The 16,507-nt window shown below is 40.2% G+C and carries 15 protein-coding genes; 9 read left to right on the top strand and 6 right to left on the bottom strand.

The features are described 5' to 3' along the window. Positions 1-2 precede the first annotated feature (2 nt). The 8 genes from PHW01_03100 to PHW01_03065 are packed head-to-tail and all read left to right on the top strand — an operon-like array spanning position 3 to position 9,219. Positions 3-617, top strand: a complete 615-nt coding sequence (locus tag PHW01_03100; GenBank protein ID MDD5626965.1) for a methyltransferase domain-containing protein — start codon at positions 3-5, stop codon at positions 615-617. Between the two features lie 15 nt (positions 618-632). After that, complete coding sequence (locus PHW01_03095; protein MDD5626964.1) at positions 633-1,736, top strand: hypothetical protein; 1,104 nt, start codon at positions 633-635, stop codon at positions 1,734-1,736. A 9-nt stretch (positions 1,737-1,745) separates the two neighbouring features. Beyond that, positions 1,746-2,849: a glycosyltransferase family 4 protein gene (locus PHW01_03090; protein ID MDD5626963.1), complete on the top strand. Its 1,104-nt coding sequence runs from the start codon at positions 1,746-1,748 to the stop codon at positions 2,847-2,849. A gap of 13 nt (positions 2,850-2,862) precedes the next feature. Then, positions 2,863-3,780 (top strand): class I SAM-dependent methyltransferase, encoded by a 918-nt coding sequence (locus PHW01_03085; protein ID MDD5626962.1) that lies wholly within the window; start codon positions 2,863-2,865, stop codon positions 3,778-3,780. 14 nt (positions 3,781-3,794) lie between these two features. Further along, positions 3,795-4,814 carry a radical SAM protein gene (locus tag PHW01_03080; protein ID MDD5626961.1) on the top strand — a complete coding sequence of 340 codons (1,020 nt, stop codon included), beginning with the start codon at positions 3,795-3,797 and terminating at the stop codon, positions 4,812-4,814. 22 nt (positions 4,815-4,836) lie between these two features. Continuing rightward, positions 4,837-5,688: an N-acetylneuraminate synthase family protein gene (locus PHW01_03075; GenBank protein MDD5626960.1), complete on the top strand. Its 852-nt coding sequence runs from the start codon at positions 4,837-4,839 to the stop codon at positions 5,686-5,688. Between the two features lie 14 nt (positions 5,689-5,702). Next, complete coding sequence (locus PHW01_03070) at positions 5,703-6,443, top strand: acylneuraminate cytidylyltransferase family protein (GenBank protein MDD5626959.1); 741 nt, start codon at positions 5,703-5,705, stop codon at positions 6,441-6,443. Then, the gene (locus tag PHW01_03065) at positions 6,433-9,219 is read left to right on the top strand and encodes a methyltransferase domain-containing protein (GenBank protein ID MDD5626958.1); all 2,787 of its coding nucleotides are present in this window, start codon (positions 6,433-6,435) and stop codon (positions 9,217-9,219) included. The genes PHW01_03070 and PHW01_03065 overlap by 11 nt, the downstream gene beginning before the upstream one ends. Before the next feature lies 1 nt (position 9,220). Here the strand turns inward: PHW01_03065 and PHW01_03060 are convergent, their stop codons facing one another. Then, complete coding sequence (locus PHW01_03060) at positions 9,221-10,471, bottom strand: oligosaccharide flippase family protein (GenBank protein ID MDD5626957.1); 1,251 nt, start codon at positions 10,469-10,471, stop codon at positions 9,221-9,223. A gap of 164 nt (positions 10,472-10,635) precedes the next feature. Between PHW01_03060 and PHW01_03055 the strand changes: the two genes are divergently transcribed. Further along, a complete protein-coding gene (locus PHW01_03055) occupies positions 10,636-11,592 on the top strand; it encodes a GDP-mannose 4,6-dehydratase (GenBank protein ID MDD5626956.1) in 957 nt (318 codons plus the stop codon). A 53-nt stretch (positions 11,593-11,645) separates the two neighbouring features. Here the strand turns inward: PHW01_03055 and PHW01_03050 are convergent, their stop codons facing one another. The 5 genes from PHW01_03050 to groL all read right to left on the bottom strand — a co-directional run bounded on the left by PHW01_03050 (position 11,646) and on the right by groL (position 16,488). Beyond that, entirely contained in the window at positions 11,646-11,990 is a 345-nt protein-coding gene (locus tag PHW01_03050) for a DUF2304 family protein (protein MDD5626955.1), read from the bottom strand. 129 nt (positions 11,991-12,119) lie between these two features. Continuing rightward, on the bottom strand, positions 12,120-12,791 hold the full coding sequence (locus tag PHW01_03045) for a glycosyltransferase family 2 protein (GenBank protein ID MDD5626954.1): 672 nt from the start codon (positions 12,789-12,791) through the stop codon (positions 12,120-12,122). A gap of 172 nt (positions 12,792-12,963) precedes the next feature. Next, positions 12,964-13,881 (bottom strand): hypothetical protein, encoded by a 918-nt coding sequence (locus PHW01_03040; GenBank protein MDD5626953.1) that lies wholly within the window; start codon positions 13,879-13,881, stop codon positions 12,964-12,966. Positions 13,882-13,916: 35 nt separating this feature from the next. Beyond that, the gene (locus PHW01_03035; GenBank protein ID MDD5626952.1) at positions 13,917-14,456 is read right to left on the bottom strand and encodes a hypothetical protein; all 540 of its coding nucleotides are present in this window, start codon (positions 14,454-14,456) and stop codon (positions 13,917-13,919) included. 406 nt (positions 14,457-14,862) lie between these two features. After that, positions 14,863-16,488 (bottom strand): chaperonin GroEL, encoded by a 1,626-nt coding sequence (gene groL / locus PHW01_03030; protein ID MDD5626951.1) that lies wholly within the window; start codon positions 16,486-16,488, stop codon positions 14,863-14,865. Between the last annotated feature and the right edge of the window lie 19 nt (positions 16,489-16,507).

Here is a 16,507-nt window from a genome sequence, read left to right as displayed (position 1 = left end):
ACTTGCGAAAAAAAAGGTGGATTTCTTATTGGCATCAAATTAAGGAGGCGGCATCCTTAAAAAACGTTCACTCCGTTTTAGAAGTTGGGTCGGGAAACAAAATCGTTGCCGACACCCTTTTAAAAATGGGCTACAAAGTAAAAACCCTAGACTCAAGCCCTAAAACGCGACCCGATTTTCTGGCAGACATCATTCAATCCAAAAAATTACCCCCAGAAATATTTGATCTGGTTTTATGCTGCGAGGTGCTGGAACATCTGCCCTATTCTAGTTTCGCTCTCGCCCTCAAAAATCTCTATTCCCTGACAAAAAAATATCTCCTCATAAGCCTGCCTTATACCTCGACCGGCACCTTTAAGCCTTACTTTAATATTCACCTTTTCCCTTTTCTAAAACCAATATCTTGGGTGAAAATCTTTAACTTCTTCCCGCGTCCTCATATATTTAACGGTCAGCATTATTGGGAAATCGGCAAAAAGGGATATCCATTAAAAAACATTTTAAGGGATGTGAAAAGGATTGGATTTAAAATTGTGAAAAAATATCCTGTCCCGGAAAATCCTTACCATTATTTCATTCTTTGTCAAAAGAGACCTTACGGGCAAAGTCTCTCTTAAAAAATCGCCAAACTTATGGAAACTTATACTTGGATTTTTGATTTAAAAAAAAGAGTGCCTCTTTTCTTGGAACAATTAAAGGGCAAGGCCACGCCCGGTTTCTTTCATTATTCTCTAAGCGGCGATTTATATAATGAAAATATAAAATGGGGATTAGGCAACACAGTGTTTGCCGTTAAAATCTATGCCGTTTTAGGCTTACTCGAAAGTCTGTCGGCAGAACAAAAGAAAACAATGGCTTCCTTTATAAAAAGTTTTCAAAAAAAGGATGGCGCTATCTGTGATCCCCTCATCAGAAGATTGGCTTGGAAAAAAAATCTGCTGCTCTCCCTTAAGAATAAAAATTTCCGGAATATCTTTGGTAAAGAGACGATGCGCGCCGAGACTCGACAAGCGATTTCCAGCCTTAAACTTTTAGACCCGCGCGCCAAAAATTGGGATGCGGGGGTTCCTCAAAACAAAGTTGGAAATCCTGACAAAGGAAGGAAAAAAATTATAAAATATTTATCAAAGCTAAATTGGCAAAAACCCTGGCATGCGGGAAGCCACTTTTCTCATCTCTTGTTTTTTCTTCAAAACAGCGATCTTGCCAATAAAAACGAACTTACTGATACCGCGATCAAATGGATTAACAAACAGCAAAATCTTCAAGATGGCACTTGGTACCAAGGGCACCCTTCCTTGCAACAAAAAATTAATGGGGCGATGAAGATTATTACCGGACTAAAAGTCGCAGAAAAAATAAATTTCAAATATCCGGAAAAATTAATAGATTTGTGTCTTTTAGCTAAAAATAATAAGCATGCCTGCGATAATTTCAATATTATTTATGTTTTGCATTACGCGAATAAAGTTGCGGGAAATAACTATCGGGCTAACGAAATTAAAGTATTCGCAGAAGATAGATTAGAAACTTACGAAAGATATTATTTCCCCGCAATCGGCGGTTTTTCCTTTTCGTCGAATCAAGCAAATATTTATTATTATGGAGCGAAAATTACTAGGGGTTTAAATGAACCCGATATTCATGGAACCTGTATATTTCTACAGGGCATAGCGCTCGCTGCCCAAATTCTAGGAATCGCGCCAGTATTAAAATTCAAAGAACTGGTATTATAAAAACCCGCTATGAAAATCTTTTATCTTTATGCCGACTCGGCTGCGAGAAAAAAAATATTGGACCGTAACGAACGCGATCGCAACACTTACCTCCTGTATGGTCAGGATTACGCCGCGCGGTATGGCTGTTCCGCGCTGGATGATCTGGATATTTGCGAAAGAATTGAGAATAGTCTCTATGGCAAAACCATAGACTTCGTTATAAATAAAATCTGGGTGAGCGTAGGGGCTTTGGGCGGATCTTGGCATAAAATTTTTGCCCTAAGGCATAGGATGCGCGAGGCCGATCTTATTCTCTCCACGACGGATAGAGTGGGCGTTCCTTTGACGCTCCTTAAATATTTCAAATTAGCTCCCCATAAACCCATTATCTATGTGAGCATCGGCTTCTTTGAAAAATTGAAAAAACTGCGGCCTCGCTGGCTTGCCTTTTATCGGAAGGTATTTGCGCAAAACATACAAAAAATTATTTGTTACGGCTATGAAGAAAGCTTAAGACTCCAAGAAATCTTTGGCCAAGAAAAAATAGAATTTATTCCTTTCGGGGTAGACACGGAATACTTCCAACCCCTGCAAACCGAAGAAGATAATTATTTACTGTCTATTGGCAAAGACCGCGAGAGAGACTTTGATCTTCTGATAAATTTGGCAAGTTTGATTCCGGAAAAAATTTTACTAATTACCACCCCAGCGAGAATGCGGGAAATCAAGAAAAAATGGACAGTTTTGCCTCCTAATGTTTCCATAATTTTGGATGTCCCCTTTTCAAAAATCAAAACCTTTATCGCCCGCGCGAAATTCATTGTTTTGCCGGTGAGAGAAAATTCCTACTCTGGGGCAACCACTACCCTGTTGCAAGCGATGGCAATGGGTAAAGCAGTGGTCGTCAGTAAAACTGGAGCTATAAAAAAAGGATATTACTTAGAACATGGCAAAAACTGTATTCTCGTTGAGCCAGGCAGTATAAAAGAATTGTCCCAAGCCATTAATAATCTTCTGCGAGATGCGCCCCGCAGAAAGGTCCTGGGGGAAAACGCGCGAAAAACCGTCCGAAAATATCTTTCTTGGAAAAATTACGCGCAGAACCTATTTTCTGTGATCACTCACCACTAGAATCTTGCAAATTATGCAGTTTATAAAATGCGCTCTATGCGGCTCCAATCAAACTTTCAACCTCTTCGTGAGTAAAGATTTTATTTACGGCTTGCCCGGAAAATTTAAACTTGTCCGATGCGAAAAATGCGGACTCGTTTATATTAATCCCCAGCCCACCCGCGAGGAAATAGATCTTTTTTATCCCCCAGAATATGCCGCCCATCAAAACAGCAAAGACTTTATGGAAAAAGGCTCAAACTGGAAACGAAAAATGAAAAAGTATTTGAGATTGCGTCAAGAACCCTTTTCCAAAATCAAAGGCGCGCCCCCGCGCCATCCGCAAAGGGGTAAAATTTTGGATATCGGTTGCGGCTCTGGCCAATTTCTAAAGCGTCTTAAAAATTCAGGCTGGCAATGCTACGGCGTGGAATTATCTCCTCTCGCCAGCCAAAAAGCGAGAGGATTGGGTTTGAATATTTTGACCGGCGATCTGCTCTCTGCTCTCTACCCCGCGGACTTCTTTGATGTTATAGTGTTGAACCATACCTTTGAACATCTGCCTCACCCCAACGCCGTCTTGAAAGAAATACATAGAATCCTAAAAACTGACGGGCTTTTGCAAATTTACCTACCTAACATTCAAAGTTTAGCCGCTAAGACTTTCCAATCCTACTGGTTTAATCTTGATCTCCCGAGGCATTTGTACCACTACGCCCCCGCTACTCTAAAACTGATACTGCGAAAGCACGGATTTGCAATCCAAAAAATGAAATATGGAAGCAGCACTGCCGGTATCCTGGGCAGCTTCCAAAATTGGCTGAAAGAGAAAAAAAGGTGGCGCAAGAATTTTAGAAAAAACAAGCTTCTGTGCCTTACCATCAAACCGCTAGTTAAATTAATTGATCTCTTGCGAATGGGAGATAGTTTCTATATTTACGCCTTGAAGTAATAATTATTGCTTTGATGTTAAAAAATTCCCAAAAATCAGCTTTTAAAGAAACCGGTAGTATCTGGGAAAGATGGAAAGCTAAACTCGCCACCGAGCCGAATTTTAGATTTTGGCTTTACCGGTTGAAATGGCATCTCGCTCCCAAATTAAAATTAATCACGCGTTTTCCAATTAACCTTGATATTGAGGTCACGAACCTCTGCAACTTAAGATGCGTAATGTGTCCGCACGGTTTTGATAATCCTAAAATGATAGCATTCCATCAGAAAAATTTAGGTTTTATCAATCTTAAACTAGTTAAAAGAATAATCAATGAAGGGGCTGAAAATGGCCTCTCCGCGATAAAATTTAATTGGCGAGGCGAACCTCTCTTACATCCAGATCTCCCTGCAATGATTAAATATGCCAAGCAAAAAGGCATTCAGGAAGTTATGATCAACACTAATGGCCAGCTCTTGACCCCTCAAAAATCAGAAGCCTTAATTAGCGCCGGTTTGGATAAAATTATCTTCTCGTGCGACGGAGCCACGAAAGAAACATATGAAAAAATAAGGCGGGGAGCTAGCTTCGCCAAGTTTAACCGTAATGTTAAAAATTTTATCGCAAAGAGAAACAGCAAGGGATTAAAAAAACCATTGGTTAGGATTCAGATGGTGAAAATGAATTCTAATCTCGCGGAACTTGATTGCTTAATTAAAATGTGGAAGCCCCTTGTGGATTCCGTCACCACTCAAGACTGCACAAAAAGAGGAGAAAAGAACCAAAGTTTATCTTCTGCTAAAAAAAAGTTAAACCGATTGCCCTGCCCTCAAATATGGCAAAGGATGGTGATTACTTGGGACGGAAAAATAGTGATGTGCTGTCGGGACTGGTTTCTAAAAAACGTTTTAGGAGAAATTAAAAATGAAACCGTGCGATCTTTTTGGAAAGGAGAAAAATTAAATCGGATTCGCCGATTGCATCATCAAAAAAAACTCTGTAAAATAAATGCCTGCCGAGAATGCACCCTTAAAGAGACCTTTTTACTGGAGTAAAAAAGCTGAATCTGAAGCTTCTATGAAAGATATTAATAAACACGACCTGAAAAACAATTTAAAGCGGGTTGCCTCCGCTCCCGGACGGTTTCGCATGGGAAAAAAGGGGTGGGACTTAAACCCCAACGATTTTATGGTTATCGCTGGACCTTGCAGAGTGGAATCAAAAAAGCAGATGACTGCCGTGGCTCAAACGCTGCGCGAAAATCATTTGAAATTGATCCGCGCGGGCGCGTACAAACCAGCGACTTTTCCTTACTCTCCTCCGGGTTTAGGTAAAAAAGGGTTAAAAATTATCCAAGACATCGCTCATCAATATGACTTAATTAGTGTTTCCGAGGTGATGGCCATTAGCGAGATCCCGCTGGCTAAACAATATATTGATGTCTTTCAAGTGGGAGCCCGCAATATGCAGAATTACGATTTATTAGCCACTATCGGCAAAACCCGCAAACCCGTGCTTTTAAAAAGACATCCTGGTGCGAGCCTCCGAGATTTTTTAGGCGCGGCAGAATGGCTCTTATACTATGGCTGCCAAGACTTGGTTTTATGCGAACGCGGTGTTACTGCGCCTTACACTCATGATCCTAACGCGCGTTGGTTATTAGATATCACCATTGTTCCCGCGATCAAGAGAATTAGTAAACTGCCTATTATTTTAGACGTAAGCCACAGTTGCGGAGTAAGAGAGTTTATTCCCTCTTTAACCGCCGCCGCAACTGCTTCAGGGGCGGATGGAATGATGGTTGAAATCCATCCCGAACCCAGAGAGTCTAAAAGCGACCCAAATCAAACCGTGAGTCTGAAGCAATTTTGCGCCTTATTAAAGAAGGTGAAAAAAATCGCCCAAGCTTTGGATAAAAAAGTAGTTTAAAGACAATTAAATTTATGACAGAGCCAAAATTAAAACCCCAAAATATTATTGCCCTCATTCCCGCCCGCGGACAATCTATGGGGTTGCCTCGCAAAAATATACGCCTATTAGGCGGGAAACCCCTCATCGCTTATGCGATAGAAGCGGCTAAAAACTGCCATCTTGTAAATAGAGTAATTGTCTCCACTGATGATAGTGAAATCGCTAAAATCGCCAAAAAATACGGGGCGGAAACGCCTTTTAAAAGACCAAAAAGATTGGCAGGCGCTTCCACGCCCACCGAACCGGTTTTAAAACACGCCGTGGAATGGTTGGAAAAAAACGAGCATTATCAAGCTGACATCTTAGTTTTTCTGCAAGCCACGGATCAATTCAGAAAAAAGGGACTAATTGAAGAAGTAGTCAAAGAGTTGCTCGAAAACAAAAAAACGGATTCGGCTTTTATAGCCACGCCCACCCATAAAAATTTTTGGAGAAAGCAGGGTAGAGGATGGGCGCGCTTGGCTTCTGATATTCCGTATGGCGGACCAAGACAAAAACGAGAATCATTATACCGAGAGGACACAGGCCTCGCCTGCGCTACGAGAGCGCGTTTCATTAAGCAGGGCAGGAGAATCGGGGATAAAATCGCAATCATTATTAATGACCCCGCGGCGCCTTTTATAGACATCCATAATGAATTTGATTTGTGGCTGGCAGAAAAAATTTTACAGGAATTAAAAGAAACAAAACAGACTGAACAATATGAGCTATAATCCCGAGCAAGCAAAAAAGTGTATTATCTGCGGCTCCAAAAATTTTCAGATTTTATTAACGCACCGCAATGACCAATTTGTCCAAAGAGTAAGCTCCTGCAGACATCAAATTAGAATGGTGGTCTGCAAAAAATGCGGCTTGGTCTTTCAAAATCCGCCTTTAAATGCTAAAACACTCGCTGCAATCTACTCCCGCAAGTTCAGGGTAGACGCTCCTTCGGAAAAATATTTCAGAATTATTTATCCTGACGCGCGAGAAAAAATACAATGGATAGAGCATCACCTGCCTAAAACTAAAAAGCGCAAAGTATTGGATATCGGAAGCTCCGCCGGCGTTTTGTTAAATATGTTTCAAAAAAGACAATGGGACGCCTTTGGCGTAGAGCCTTCTCTGTCCTTTGCCGAGTATAGCAGAAAAGAATATGGATTAAATGTGAAAACGGGTTTTTTTAAAAGAACAACCTTCCCTGAAATCAAATTTGACCTCATTGTCATCTCTCACGTCCTGGAACATATTTCCGACCCGATTGATTTCTTGTCAATCGCCGGAAAAAAATTAAGCGATAATGGCTATCTATTTATAGAAGTGCCTGACATCCGCAGGCCGAAAATAAAAGTTTTATACTCCAGTTTTTTCGCGAGCGCGCATCTCTATTTATTTTCCCCTGCCACCCTCAAGATGATCCTCACCAAAGCGGGATTCAAGATTATCAGCGCGGCTAACGCGCAAAGAGGCTGGAGAGTGCTGGCGCGAAAGGCTGAACCATCAAAAAATTTCTATACCCCTAGCGAAAAAGACGATTACAAAAAAATTCTGCGCCGTGTCCGCTACTCAAAAACGCAATATTTGCTGACTGTCGCGGCTAAAAAATCGGTTTTGAAACTTACTAGGGGGCTGATCCTAAAAATCATCGGCTCAGCGCGCGCGCGACATTTCATCATAGCATTAAAAAAAACAACCCCGCAAAAACGGAAAAAAATTGCTCTTATTGTGGAGATGGAAGGCGAAATCAGAAAGTCTTTAAAAATCGCTCGGAGATTATCTCCTGAAAATGATGTTCTCATCTGCTTGTATGATTTTTCCCTCCGGAAGCACTTTACCAACCAAAATCTCCGCTCTCTGGTCTTGCCCGAAAAATATTTGTCCGAGAAAGCCATTGATGAAATTGACCATTCAGCATATCAATCTTCTACGAATTGGTTTCTCCAAGATGGTCAAGACCCGACTCTCTACGAAGATATTTCCTTGGGAAAAATTTTACAAGTCCCCATCTTTTTTTATTTTAAAAAAACCCTGGAGAAGATAGAGATGATTTTAAGCTTGGTTAGGCGGAATAAATTAGATGAGGTCATCTTCTTTTCCGACAAAGAGATAGTTCAGTTAATCAAAAAAAGGGGTAACGCCCAAACCAAATTTTACGCATTATCTTCCCTGTCTTCTGGATGGAATAAAATTCTGAAACTACTTTATTATCGCGGCCGGCTGGTTTATCTTGCATCTTATTTAGAAAAACTCATCCAAAAAATAAAATCCGGAAAAAAACAAAAATCTTCTCCGGAAATATTATTCTTTTACGATAAAGGATTCAAAATTCTGGAACCAGTCCGAGAGATTGCCGCTAGAAAAAAAGGGGGGGCATTTGAAATCATCACGACCGGAGACCCTAAAATAGATAGCTATCTCCAAAAGCAGAATATTATTTACTCTACTTTGCATTCCGACCTTAATATCGAGCCTCTCTTCTTCCTTAAAAAATTGGTTTGGCTGGAGAAAACTTGGCGGAAAAAAATTAAAAGTCATCCCATACTAAGCTACCGTGGCATAAATTTAGGCTCAAAAAACAACAGTTTAGGAAATCTATGGAAAAAATCCGGGCTCTCCTCTTTATTTCATATAGAAGCGGCGGAAAAATATTTCAAGCGAAGAAAAGATCTGAAAACAGTTGTTCTCCCGCAAGATGTTTGGCCTCTCGCCAAAACGATTACCCTCATAGCCCAAAAAAATAATATCTTTACTTTAGTGGTCCAACATGGGGTTACCCTAGACAAAGAATACTACCGGATCGCTTACCTTCCGCTTGCTGCGGATAAAATCGCCGTGTGGGGCGAGGAAAGTAAAAACTATTTTCTACGCCGCGGCGTGCCAGAAAATAAAATAAAGATTACCGGCTTTCCCGGCTTTGACAGGCTGAAAGCGCCTCAATTTCAGTTCAACCATCTTGCGTTCTGCAAGCGCCATGACATTAATCCAAAGAAGAAGCTCATCCTCTATGCCACGCAAAATTTTTCCGAAAATAAAAAAAGGGCGGTTTTTGAAAGTATCCTCCAAGCCTCCGGAGCCCTGCCTCAAACATTTTTCATAATTAAACTCCATCCCGCCCCCGAAGAAACAATCCCCTTCTACGCTTCCATCCTTCAGGAAAAAAAGTTAACTCCGAAAAATATCCTATTTTTAAAAGATGAAGACACATTAAGTCTAATTCAAATTTGCGATTTGCTAATCACCGTTCACTCCACTGTTCATATTGAAGCCGCTCTCTTGGATAAAAACATTATTATTATGAATCTGGATCATGATCCAGAACTGCCCATCGTGCGATCCAAAGCGGCTTTAAGCGTGGAAAACTCTAGAGAGCTTGAAGAGAGCATTAAAAATATTTTAGATAACTCAAAAACACAACTGGAGTTAAAAAACAATCGACAAAAATTTGTTAAAAATTATACTTTTAAAAACGATGGGCAAGCCGCGCAACGCGTTTGGCAATTGATTAAATAAACTATTGCATCCTTCTTAAAAAAAATAATAAGAGGGCAAAATTAATCACTTGAATAAGTATGGCGGTGATGATTGCTCCCCAAATTCCATATAGAGGAACCAAAATCAGAACTAAAACAATGCGCACCAAAGGAGAGGTAAATTTTATAATATAAAGCTCTTTCTTCCTCATATGCGCCGCCAAAACAGCGCCCAAGGGCACTTGGGGAATCATTAGCAGAATCGCCACCGTGTAAAATTGAGAATAAGAAACGGCCTCTAAATAAATAGGAAAAAAAAGTTTGTAGATCCAGGGAGCTAAAATTACATAAAGACCCATAAGAGGAATAACGGCAAGGAAAAGTTTGGCAGTTTTTTTAAACAGCTTGGCTTTAATTGCCCCCAGAGACTGCTCGCTGAATTTGGGCAAGGATAAAGGAGCAAGATTTTTAAACAGGTTGCCAATGTGTTCGCAAGGAGTAGTGGCTAAAGCGTAGGAGGCTAATGACACAGGGCCTAAAAAATGCCAGAGAAGAATTTTATCCAACTGGCTGCTCACCACTCCGATCGCATTCATCAGGCTTAAATGCTTGCCATAAGAGATAGTCTCAAGATCTTGTTTTGGCTTAAAGGATGATTTCCGAATAGTCATCCAAAAGCAAATTAAACGCAGAAAGGTGTAGAGGCAAAAATAGACAAGAAGGATAAAAAAAAGGTTTTGGGTCAGAACCAAAGTCGCGACCGAAGCCAGCGTCGCGACGATACGAATAGAGATATTATAAAGGGCCCGCGTTTTGAAAAGTTTTTTCCCTTCAAAAAATGATTCATAAACAGTCAGGGAATCCATAAATGGTAAAAAGGCGGCGGCGACCAAGAAACAAAAAACCAAAGTAAGGTTATTGTTTAAAAAATAAAAGCCAGCCAAACCTAAACTTAAAATTCCCCCCGCGGCTCCCCAGCGCAAACGCGTTTTGAAAGCAGGCGCCAGCACACCTTCATATCCCCGCGCTACAGCCCGCACGATCGCTGTGTTCATACCGGACAGGCTGAAAACAGATAAAATACCCACTAAAGATAAAACATACCTGTAAACCCCATATGTTTCTTTGGGTAAAAGGTTGGCAAAGGCAACAGCGAGCAAGATTCCCGCAAGGGAAGTAATGACCTGCTCCGCTGTCAGCCAGAATCCGCCGCGAGCAAGGTAAACCATATCGGTTCGGGTATATTTTTCCGACCAGCGCAAAAAATTGTAAATTCTCTGTTTTGGACTCATATTTAGAATATAACAATTAAACCCTCATTGGGCAATGCTCTAAAATAGGGATCTAAAAATATTATGAATATCCTCATCACAGGCGGCGCGGGGTTTACCCCGCACCACCTTTCACTATCCTTGTAATGCATTTTAGTAATCGAATAACTTAACTTTTTATAATTATGCCCCAAAAAATATTAGTAACAGGTGGTGCCGGGTTTATCGGCTCGCATTTAGTGGAAAAATTATTGCAACAAAAACACCAAGTCTTAAGCTTGGATAATTTTGATCCTTTCTATAATTCAAATATCAAAAAAACAAACATCACAACTGCGTTAAAAAATCCGCGCTACACCCTGATCCGCGGCGACATTCGTGACCAAAATCCCTTGAAAAAAATTTTTACGCAACATCATTTTGATTTCATTATCCATCTTGCCGCTAAAGTGGGAGTCCGTCCTTCTATAAAAAACCCCGCGGAATATCTGGAAGTAAATGTCAACGGCACTTTAAACCTTCTAGAACAAGCGCGTCTCCATAAAATCAAAAATTTTATTTTTGCCTCTTCCTCCTCGGTCTACGGCGCAAATGCCAAGGTGCCTTTCTCTGAAAAAGACATGACCGACCATCCCCTTTCGCCTTATGGAGCGAGCAAAAAGGCAGGGGAGCTCTTATGCTATACTTATCATCAACTTTATAAAATCAATATTGCTGTCTTGCGTTTTTTTACGGTCTATGGTCCGAGGCAAAGACCAGATATGGCAATACACCAATTTACTGGATTAATTAGTCTCTTTGAAACCCTTCCTCTCTATGCCCATGGCAAATCGCAAAGAGATTACACCTATGTTGATGACATTGTCCAGGGTATTATGAATACTATTAAATACCACCGCGGCTTTGAAATCTATAATCTTGGCAATTCTCAAACTACCCCTCTCATAACCCTAGTTAAGCTACTTGAAAAATATTTAAATAAGAAAGCAAAGATAAAAAAATTACCGCCCCAGCCGGGCGATCTTCTTAAAACCTGGGCCGACATTACCAAAGCTAAAAAACTATTGCATTTTGATCCCAAAACCAATATTGAGGAAGGGATACAAAAATTTATTCAATGGTACAGAAAAAACAAAAAATAGTAGAAATGTAAAATTTTGTGTCTCTACTGCTTTTATTAATATTATTTTGCATTTTACGCTTTACGCTTTACGCTCTTTAGCGCTTCCTTTCTCACCACCTTTTCCATTTTCTTCCTCAACCTTTGCACGACCACATAATTATAAAAAAGCAAACCAAAAGCAATAATAAAACCAAGTACCATAAATAAATCCATTGCCCTGATTAAGCCCAAGCCTTGGAGAAAAAAATTCGTGGAATGGGGAAAAATAGAAACAAAAATCAAAGCGAGCCACAAAACTTCCCAAAAAATCAAAACCCCCAGCGAAAATTCACGGCGTTTAAAATAAATAAAACTAAAATAAGCCATAAAAACGCCGAAGAAAACACCTAAGATTTGAATACCTAGAAAAGAAGTCATAAGTTAATTTTTAATTTCTAATTTCTAATTTTTATTAAATTTCTAATGATTTAATTTCTAAACTTCCTTTTAAAATAAGTATTTAAAAATTGATTAATTAAAAATTTAATAGAAATTGAAAATTAAAAATTAGAAATTTTTTAAAGATATCCTCTGCTCTAAAATTTTCATTAATATTTTTATCCCATCCACTATTGTCGTTCCCTTATAAATATCATAGTAAATGGCTTGAATCGGAATAGCGGCGCAACGCAATTTTTTTCGCAAAGCGCTAAGCAGCATCTCTGTTTCCACCTCATACCCTTGAGCCATCCACTGAATTTTAAAATAGACCGAAGCGCGAAGAGCACGAAAACCGCATTGAGTATCAGGCAAATTAAAATTGTAAAGGTAATAAATGAGTCTAGAAAAAATCTTGTTGCCCACCAACATTGAAAATGGCATTCTCCGATTGAAACGCCGCATCCCAATCACTAAATCATAACCCTCTTTAATGCCTTGAATGAAATGCGGTATATCCTCTGCCTGATGCTGACCATCTGCGTCCATAAAAACTAATATCTTCGCTCCCAATTTTAAAGCCGCCTTTGAGCCAGTTTTGAGCGCCGCGCCTTTGCCTAAATTCACTTTATGGCGTAAAACAATAATTTTATGCCGCTTTGCGACCTCCGAAGTCTCATCATCCGATCCGTCATCCACCACGATAATATTGCGGCAATACTTTTCCGCTCCCTCCAAAACCGCCCCGATCCGAGCGGCTTCGTTATAAGCGGGAATAATAACAAAAATTTCATCTCGCATTTTGTTTCCAAAATTTCTCTTTATTTTAACGCAAATAAGGAAAAAATAAAAGAGCAGCAGAGACAGGTTTAAAACCTGTCTCTGCACAGAAGATCATCTTACTGTTCAAGTCTGAATTTAAACCAGTAGAAGCCAATAAAAAAAGCCCGCATAAATATGCGAGCAAGGACAATTATTTCCATTGGGTAACTACTTTACCCGATGGATCAATCTCTATAACCCTGTCTCTATAGACAGCGAACAAATATCCGTGTTCATTGGTAACGAGATTGAGCATAGAATGCCCCTTTTCAAAATCTAACATTGAACCTGATAATGGTTCATTGAGGGAAAATTTATGAATGTCTCCATTATCATATGCAATATATAGCCAATCTCTTAATTTATCAATGGCTATATGAGAATATTCCAGACCGTAATGCTTCACTCCCCACTGACCACCATATTCATAAGAAAATAATCTCTCATCCCAGACAAACTTTTCTATCTGATATGTTAGATGATTATCTGGAGAATATTGCTGTGTTAAAACATATAAATCTCCCTTTGAACTAACATCAAGGGATAAAGGGTCTCCCTCCGTATCCACGAAAATTACCTTCTCTCCATCTATCTGGGATCCAGAGAATCTGTAAATCTCCACTCTAGGTCTTTTAACACTGACCACAAAGAGAAAGTCCCCGCCTCTTTTCATTCCCCCTTTTGCGACATAAGGTTCTTCCCGCCAACCAAATTCATCTGTATATTGTCCTTGTATCAACAGTTCCTTATTTCTAATAATGTAGTTGAATCCCAATATTATCTGGTTATCTAATAGATATAGCTTCCACATATTGCTACAAACCATATCCATCGGATTGAAAAAATGATCATATTTCAACTTTAACCACTTTCTATGCGATCCGTCCGCGTTCAAAATTAAGACATTCTGATGTTCATCCATCGCTATCGGATCACCATCATCATTAAACGCAATAGGTCCCGCTGGGTGGAGTTTATGGGATTCAATAAAGATTGAAACCGCTAATATAATAAGAGCCACCACCAATATTGCAATAATAGAGCAGCATATCTTTTCACCCTTTTTCATCTTTCTCCTCCTTGATAATCTGCTATGCGCTTACTTCATCTTTTCAATTGGGGATCACTAAAGAAAACAATCCATGTTTTTTTAAAGCATTCTAATCCTTCAGGCATAATTAAACAATCAACCATCGCTTTTCTCAACTTCTTTGTGTCTCCATCGCTCTGAAATGCTTCCAAAGCTTTAGAAATATTCGGATTGTCTTTAAAGGCGCTTATTACTAAACTTCTATACCATTCCTCAATACTCTTGAAGCCGGCTTTCAGGACCTTCTCACGGACTTCCCGATAATTAATCCCTGTCTCGGAAATCTCAATCACAACATCAATGGGAAGCTTGATCCCAGGGACATCGTGTTCCAGTTCAAAGTAGGTAATATTATTGTCACCTATGACGGGAAATTTAAAAACGTAAGTATTCTCTTTTCCCCATAACGCATCTCCCCGCATGACATCCTTTTCTCTGATCCCGATATTTCCCTTCTCAATCTTGATTATCTTATAACCATTGCGCCTCTGTTTCCTGCTTGTTTTGGTAATATGTTTGTAACTCACCGCCAAATAAAGTACCAATAACACCATTATCAATACTGCTATCACGATCCATGCCACTTTTAAATATAACCAACCATTACAAAATAAGGGCACCAAACTGGCGACAAATAAACATAATGTGAACAATACGAAAGTATATACCGGTCTTAACGCTACGTACAGAAAGAATCTTTTCAACATTATTTTTACCTCCTTAACAGAAAAATTGAATATTTATAAGTCTTAAGAACCATCAGTTCAAAGCTGAGCCGAAAAGATTTGATTTTTTTCGACACTTCAATCTAACATAAAAATTTATTTCTGTCAAACTTTTAGTACAAATTCCTGCACCTTGTAGAGACAAGTTTAAAACCTGTCTCTACCGCAATAAAACCATAAAAACAAAAGAGACCCTTTTAAGAAGGGTCTCTTTTTATCTAAAAACTTTGATTTTTTACATATCCATTCCGCCTTGGGGCATTGCGGGTCCTTTTTCTTCCTTTTCAGGAAGATCAGTGACTACCGCTTCAATAGTCAAGAACATTCCGGCAATAGAGGCGGCATTCTGCAAAGCGCTCCGGGTAACTTTAGTCGGATCAACAATACCCGCTTGAATTAAATCCTCAAATTTATTTGTTTCCGCATTGTAGCCAAAATTGCCTTTTTCCTTCTTCACGCTTTCCACAATTACCGCGCCTTCTTTGCCCGCGTTATAAGCAATCTGTTTTAATGGTTCGCTTAATGCCTTGTAAAGGATTCTCGCGCCGGTCTTTTCATCGCCTTTCATCTTCTTTATTAAATTAGCTAAAATAGGCATCGTACGAATCAAGGCGACGCCACCACCGACCACAATTCCTTCTTCAATGGCGGCTTTGGTTGCCTCTACGGCATCCTCCACCCGATGTTTTTTCTCTTCCAGCTCTGTTTCCGTAGCGGCGCCCACTTTAATAATGCCTACGCCGCCGGAAAGACGCGCTAAACGTTCTTGCAATTTATCACGATCATAATCCGAATCCGCACGCTCAATCTCTAGCTTAATCTGCGCAATTCTCTCTTTAATCATTTGAGGTTTGCCTTTACCTTCAACAATGGTGGTATTTTCTTTGGTCGCGATTACTTTGCGCGCCTGACCTAAATCCGCAACTTGGGTATTTTCCAATTTCAAACCTAAATCTTCGGAGATCACCTTCGCGTTAGTCAAAACGGCGATGTCCTGAAGCAACTCTTTGCGGTTATCCCCAAAACCAGGAGCTTTCACCGCCAAAGCATTGAAAGTGCCGCGCAATTTATTGACCACGAAGGTGGCTAAGGCTTCGCCTTCAATCTCCTCGGCAATCACCACTAATTCTTTCTTGCCGGTCTGAGCCAATTTTTCTAAAAGGGGTAAAATTTCATTAACCGCGGCTACCTTCTTGTCTGTAATTAAAATGTAGGGATTTTCAAAAATCGCTTCCATCTTGTCCGCATCAGTAACCATATAGGGAGAAACATAACCCTTGTCAAACTGCATCCCTTCCACGACCTCTTTTTGCAAACCAAAGGTCTGCGATTCTTCCACGGTAATGACGCCATCCTTGCCGACCTCTTCCATAATATCTGAAATAAGTTCTCCGACCCGCGGGTCTTGCGCCGAGATCGTGGCGACCTGCGCGATTTCACCCTTGGATTTAATCGGCTTGGATGATTTTTTTAAAGCCGCAACTACTCCCTCTACTCCTTTTTCTAAACCGCGCCTAACGGCGATGGGGTTTGCACCCGAGGTGATATTCTTAATCCCAGCATGTATCATACTTTTCGCCAGCAAGGTAGCTGTAGTCGTGCCATCGCCAGCCGCATCATTGGTTTTCTCGGCTACTTGTTTTACTAGTTCGGCGCCGATATTTTCCAATTTATCGGGTAATTCAATCTCTTTGGCAATCGTTACGCCGTCATTAGTAATCGTCGGCGCCCCGAAGCCTTTATCTAAAACTACATTACGCCCTTTGGGTCCTAACGTCACTTTGACAGCATCAGCCAATTTGTCCACGCCGCGCTTTAAGGCTTGGCGCGCTTTTTCGTCGAACTTAATTTGTTTCGCCATATTCGTGTAACATGTAACT

Source organism: Patescibacteria group bacterium (assembly GCA_028717685.1).
In the GTDB taxonomy this organism is placed as follows: Bacteria; Patescibacteriota; JAQUNI01; order JAQUNI01; family JAQUNI01; genus JAQUNI01.
The sequence above is the reverse complement of the archived record's forward strand: the minus strand, read 5'-3'. Positions and strand labels throughout refer to the sequence as shown.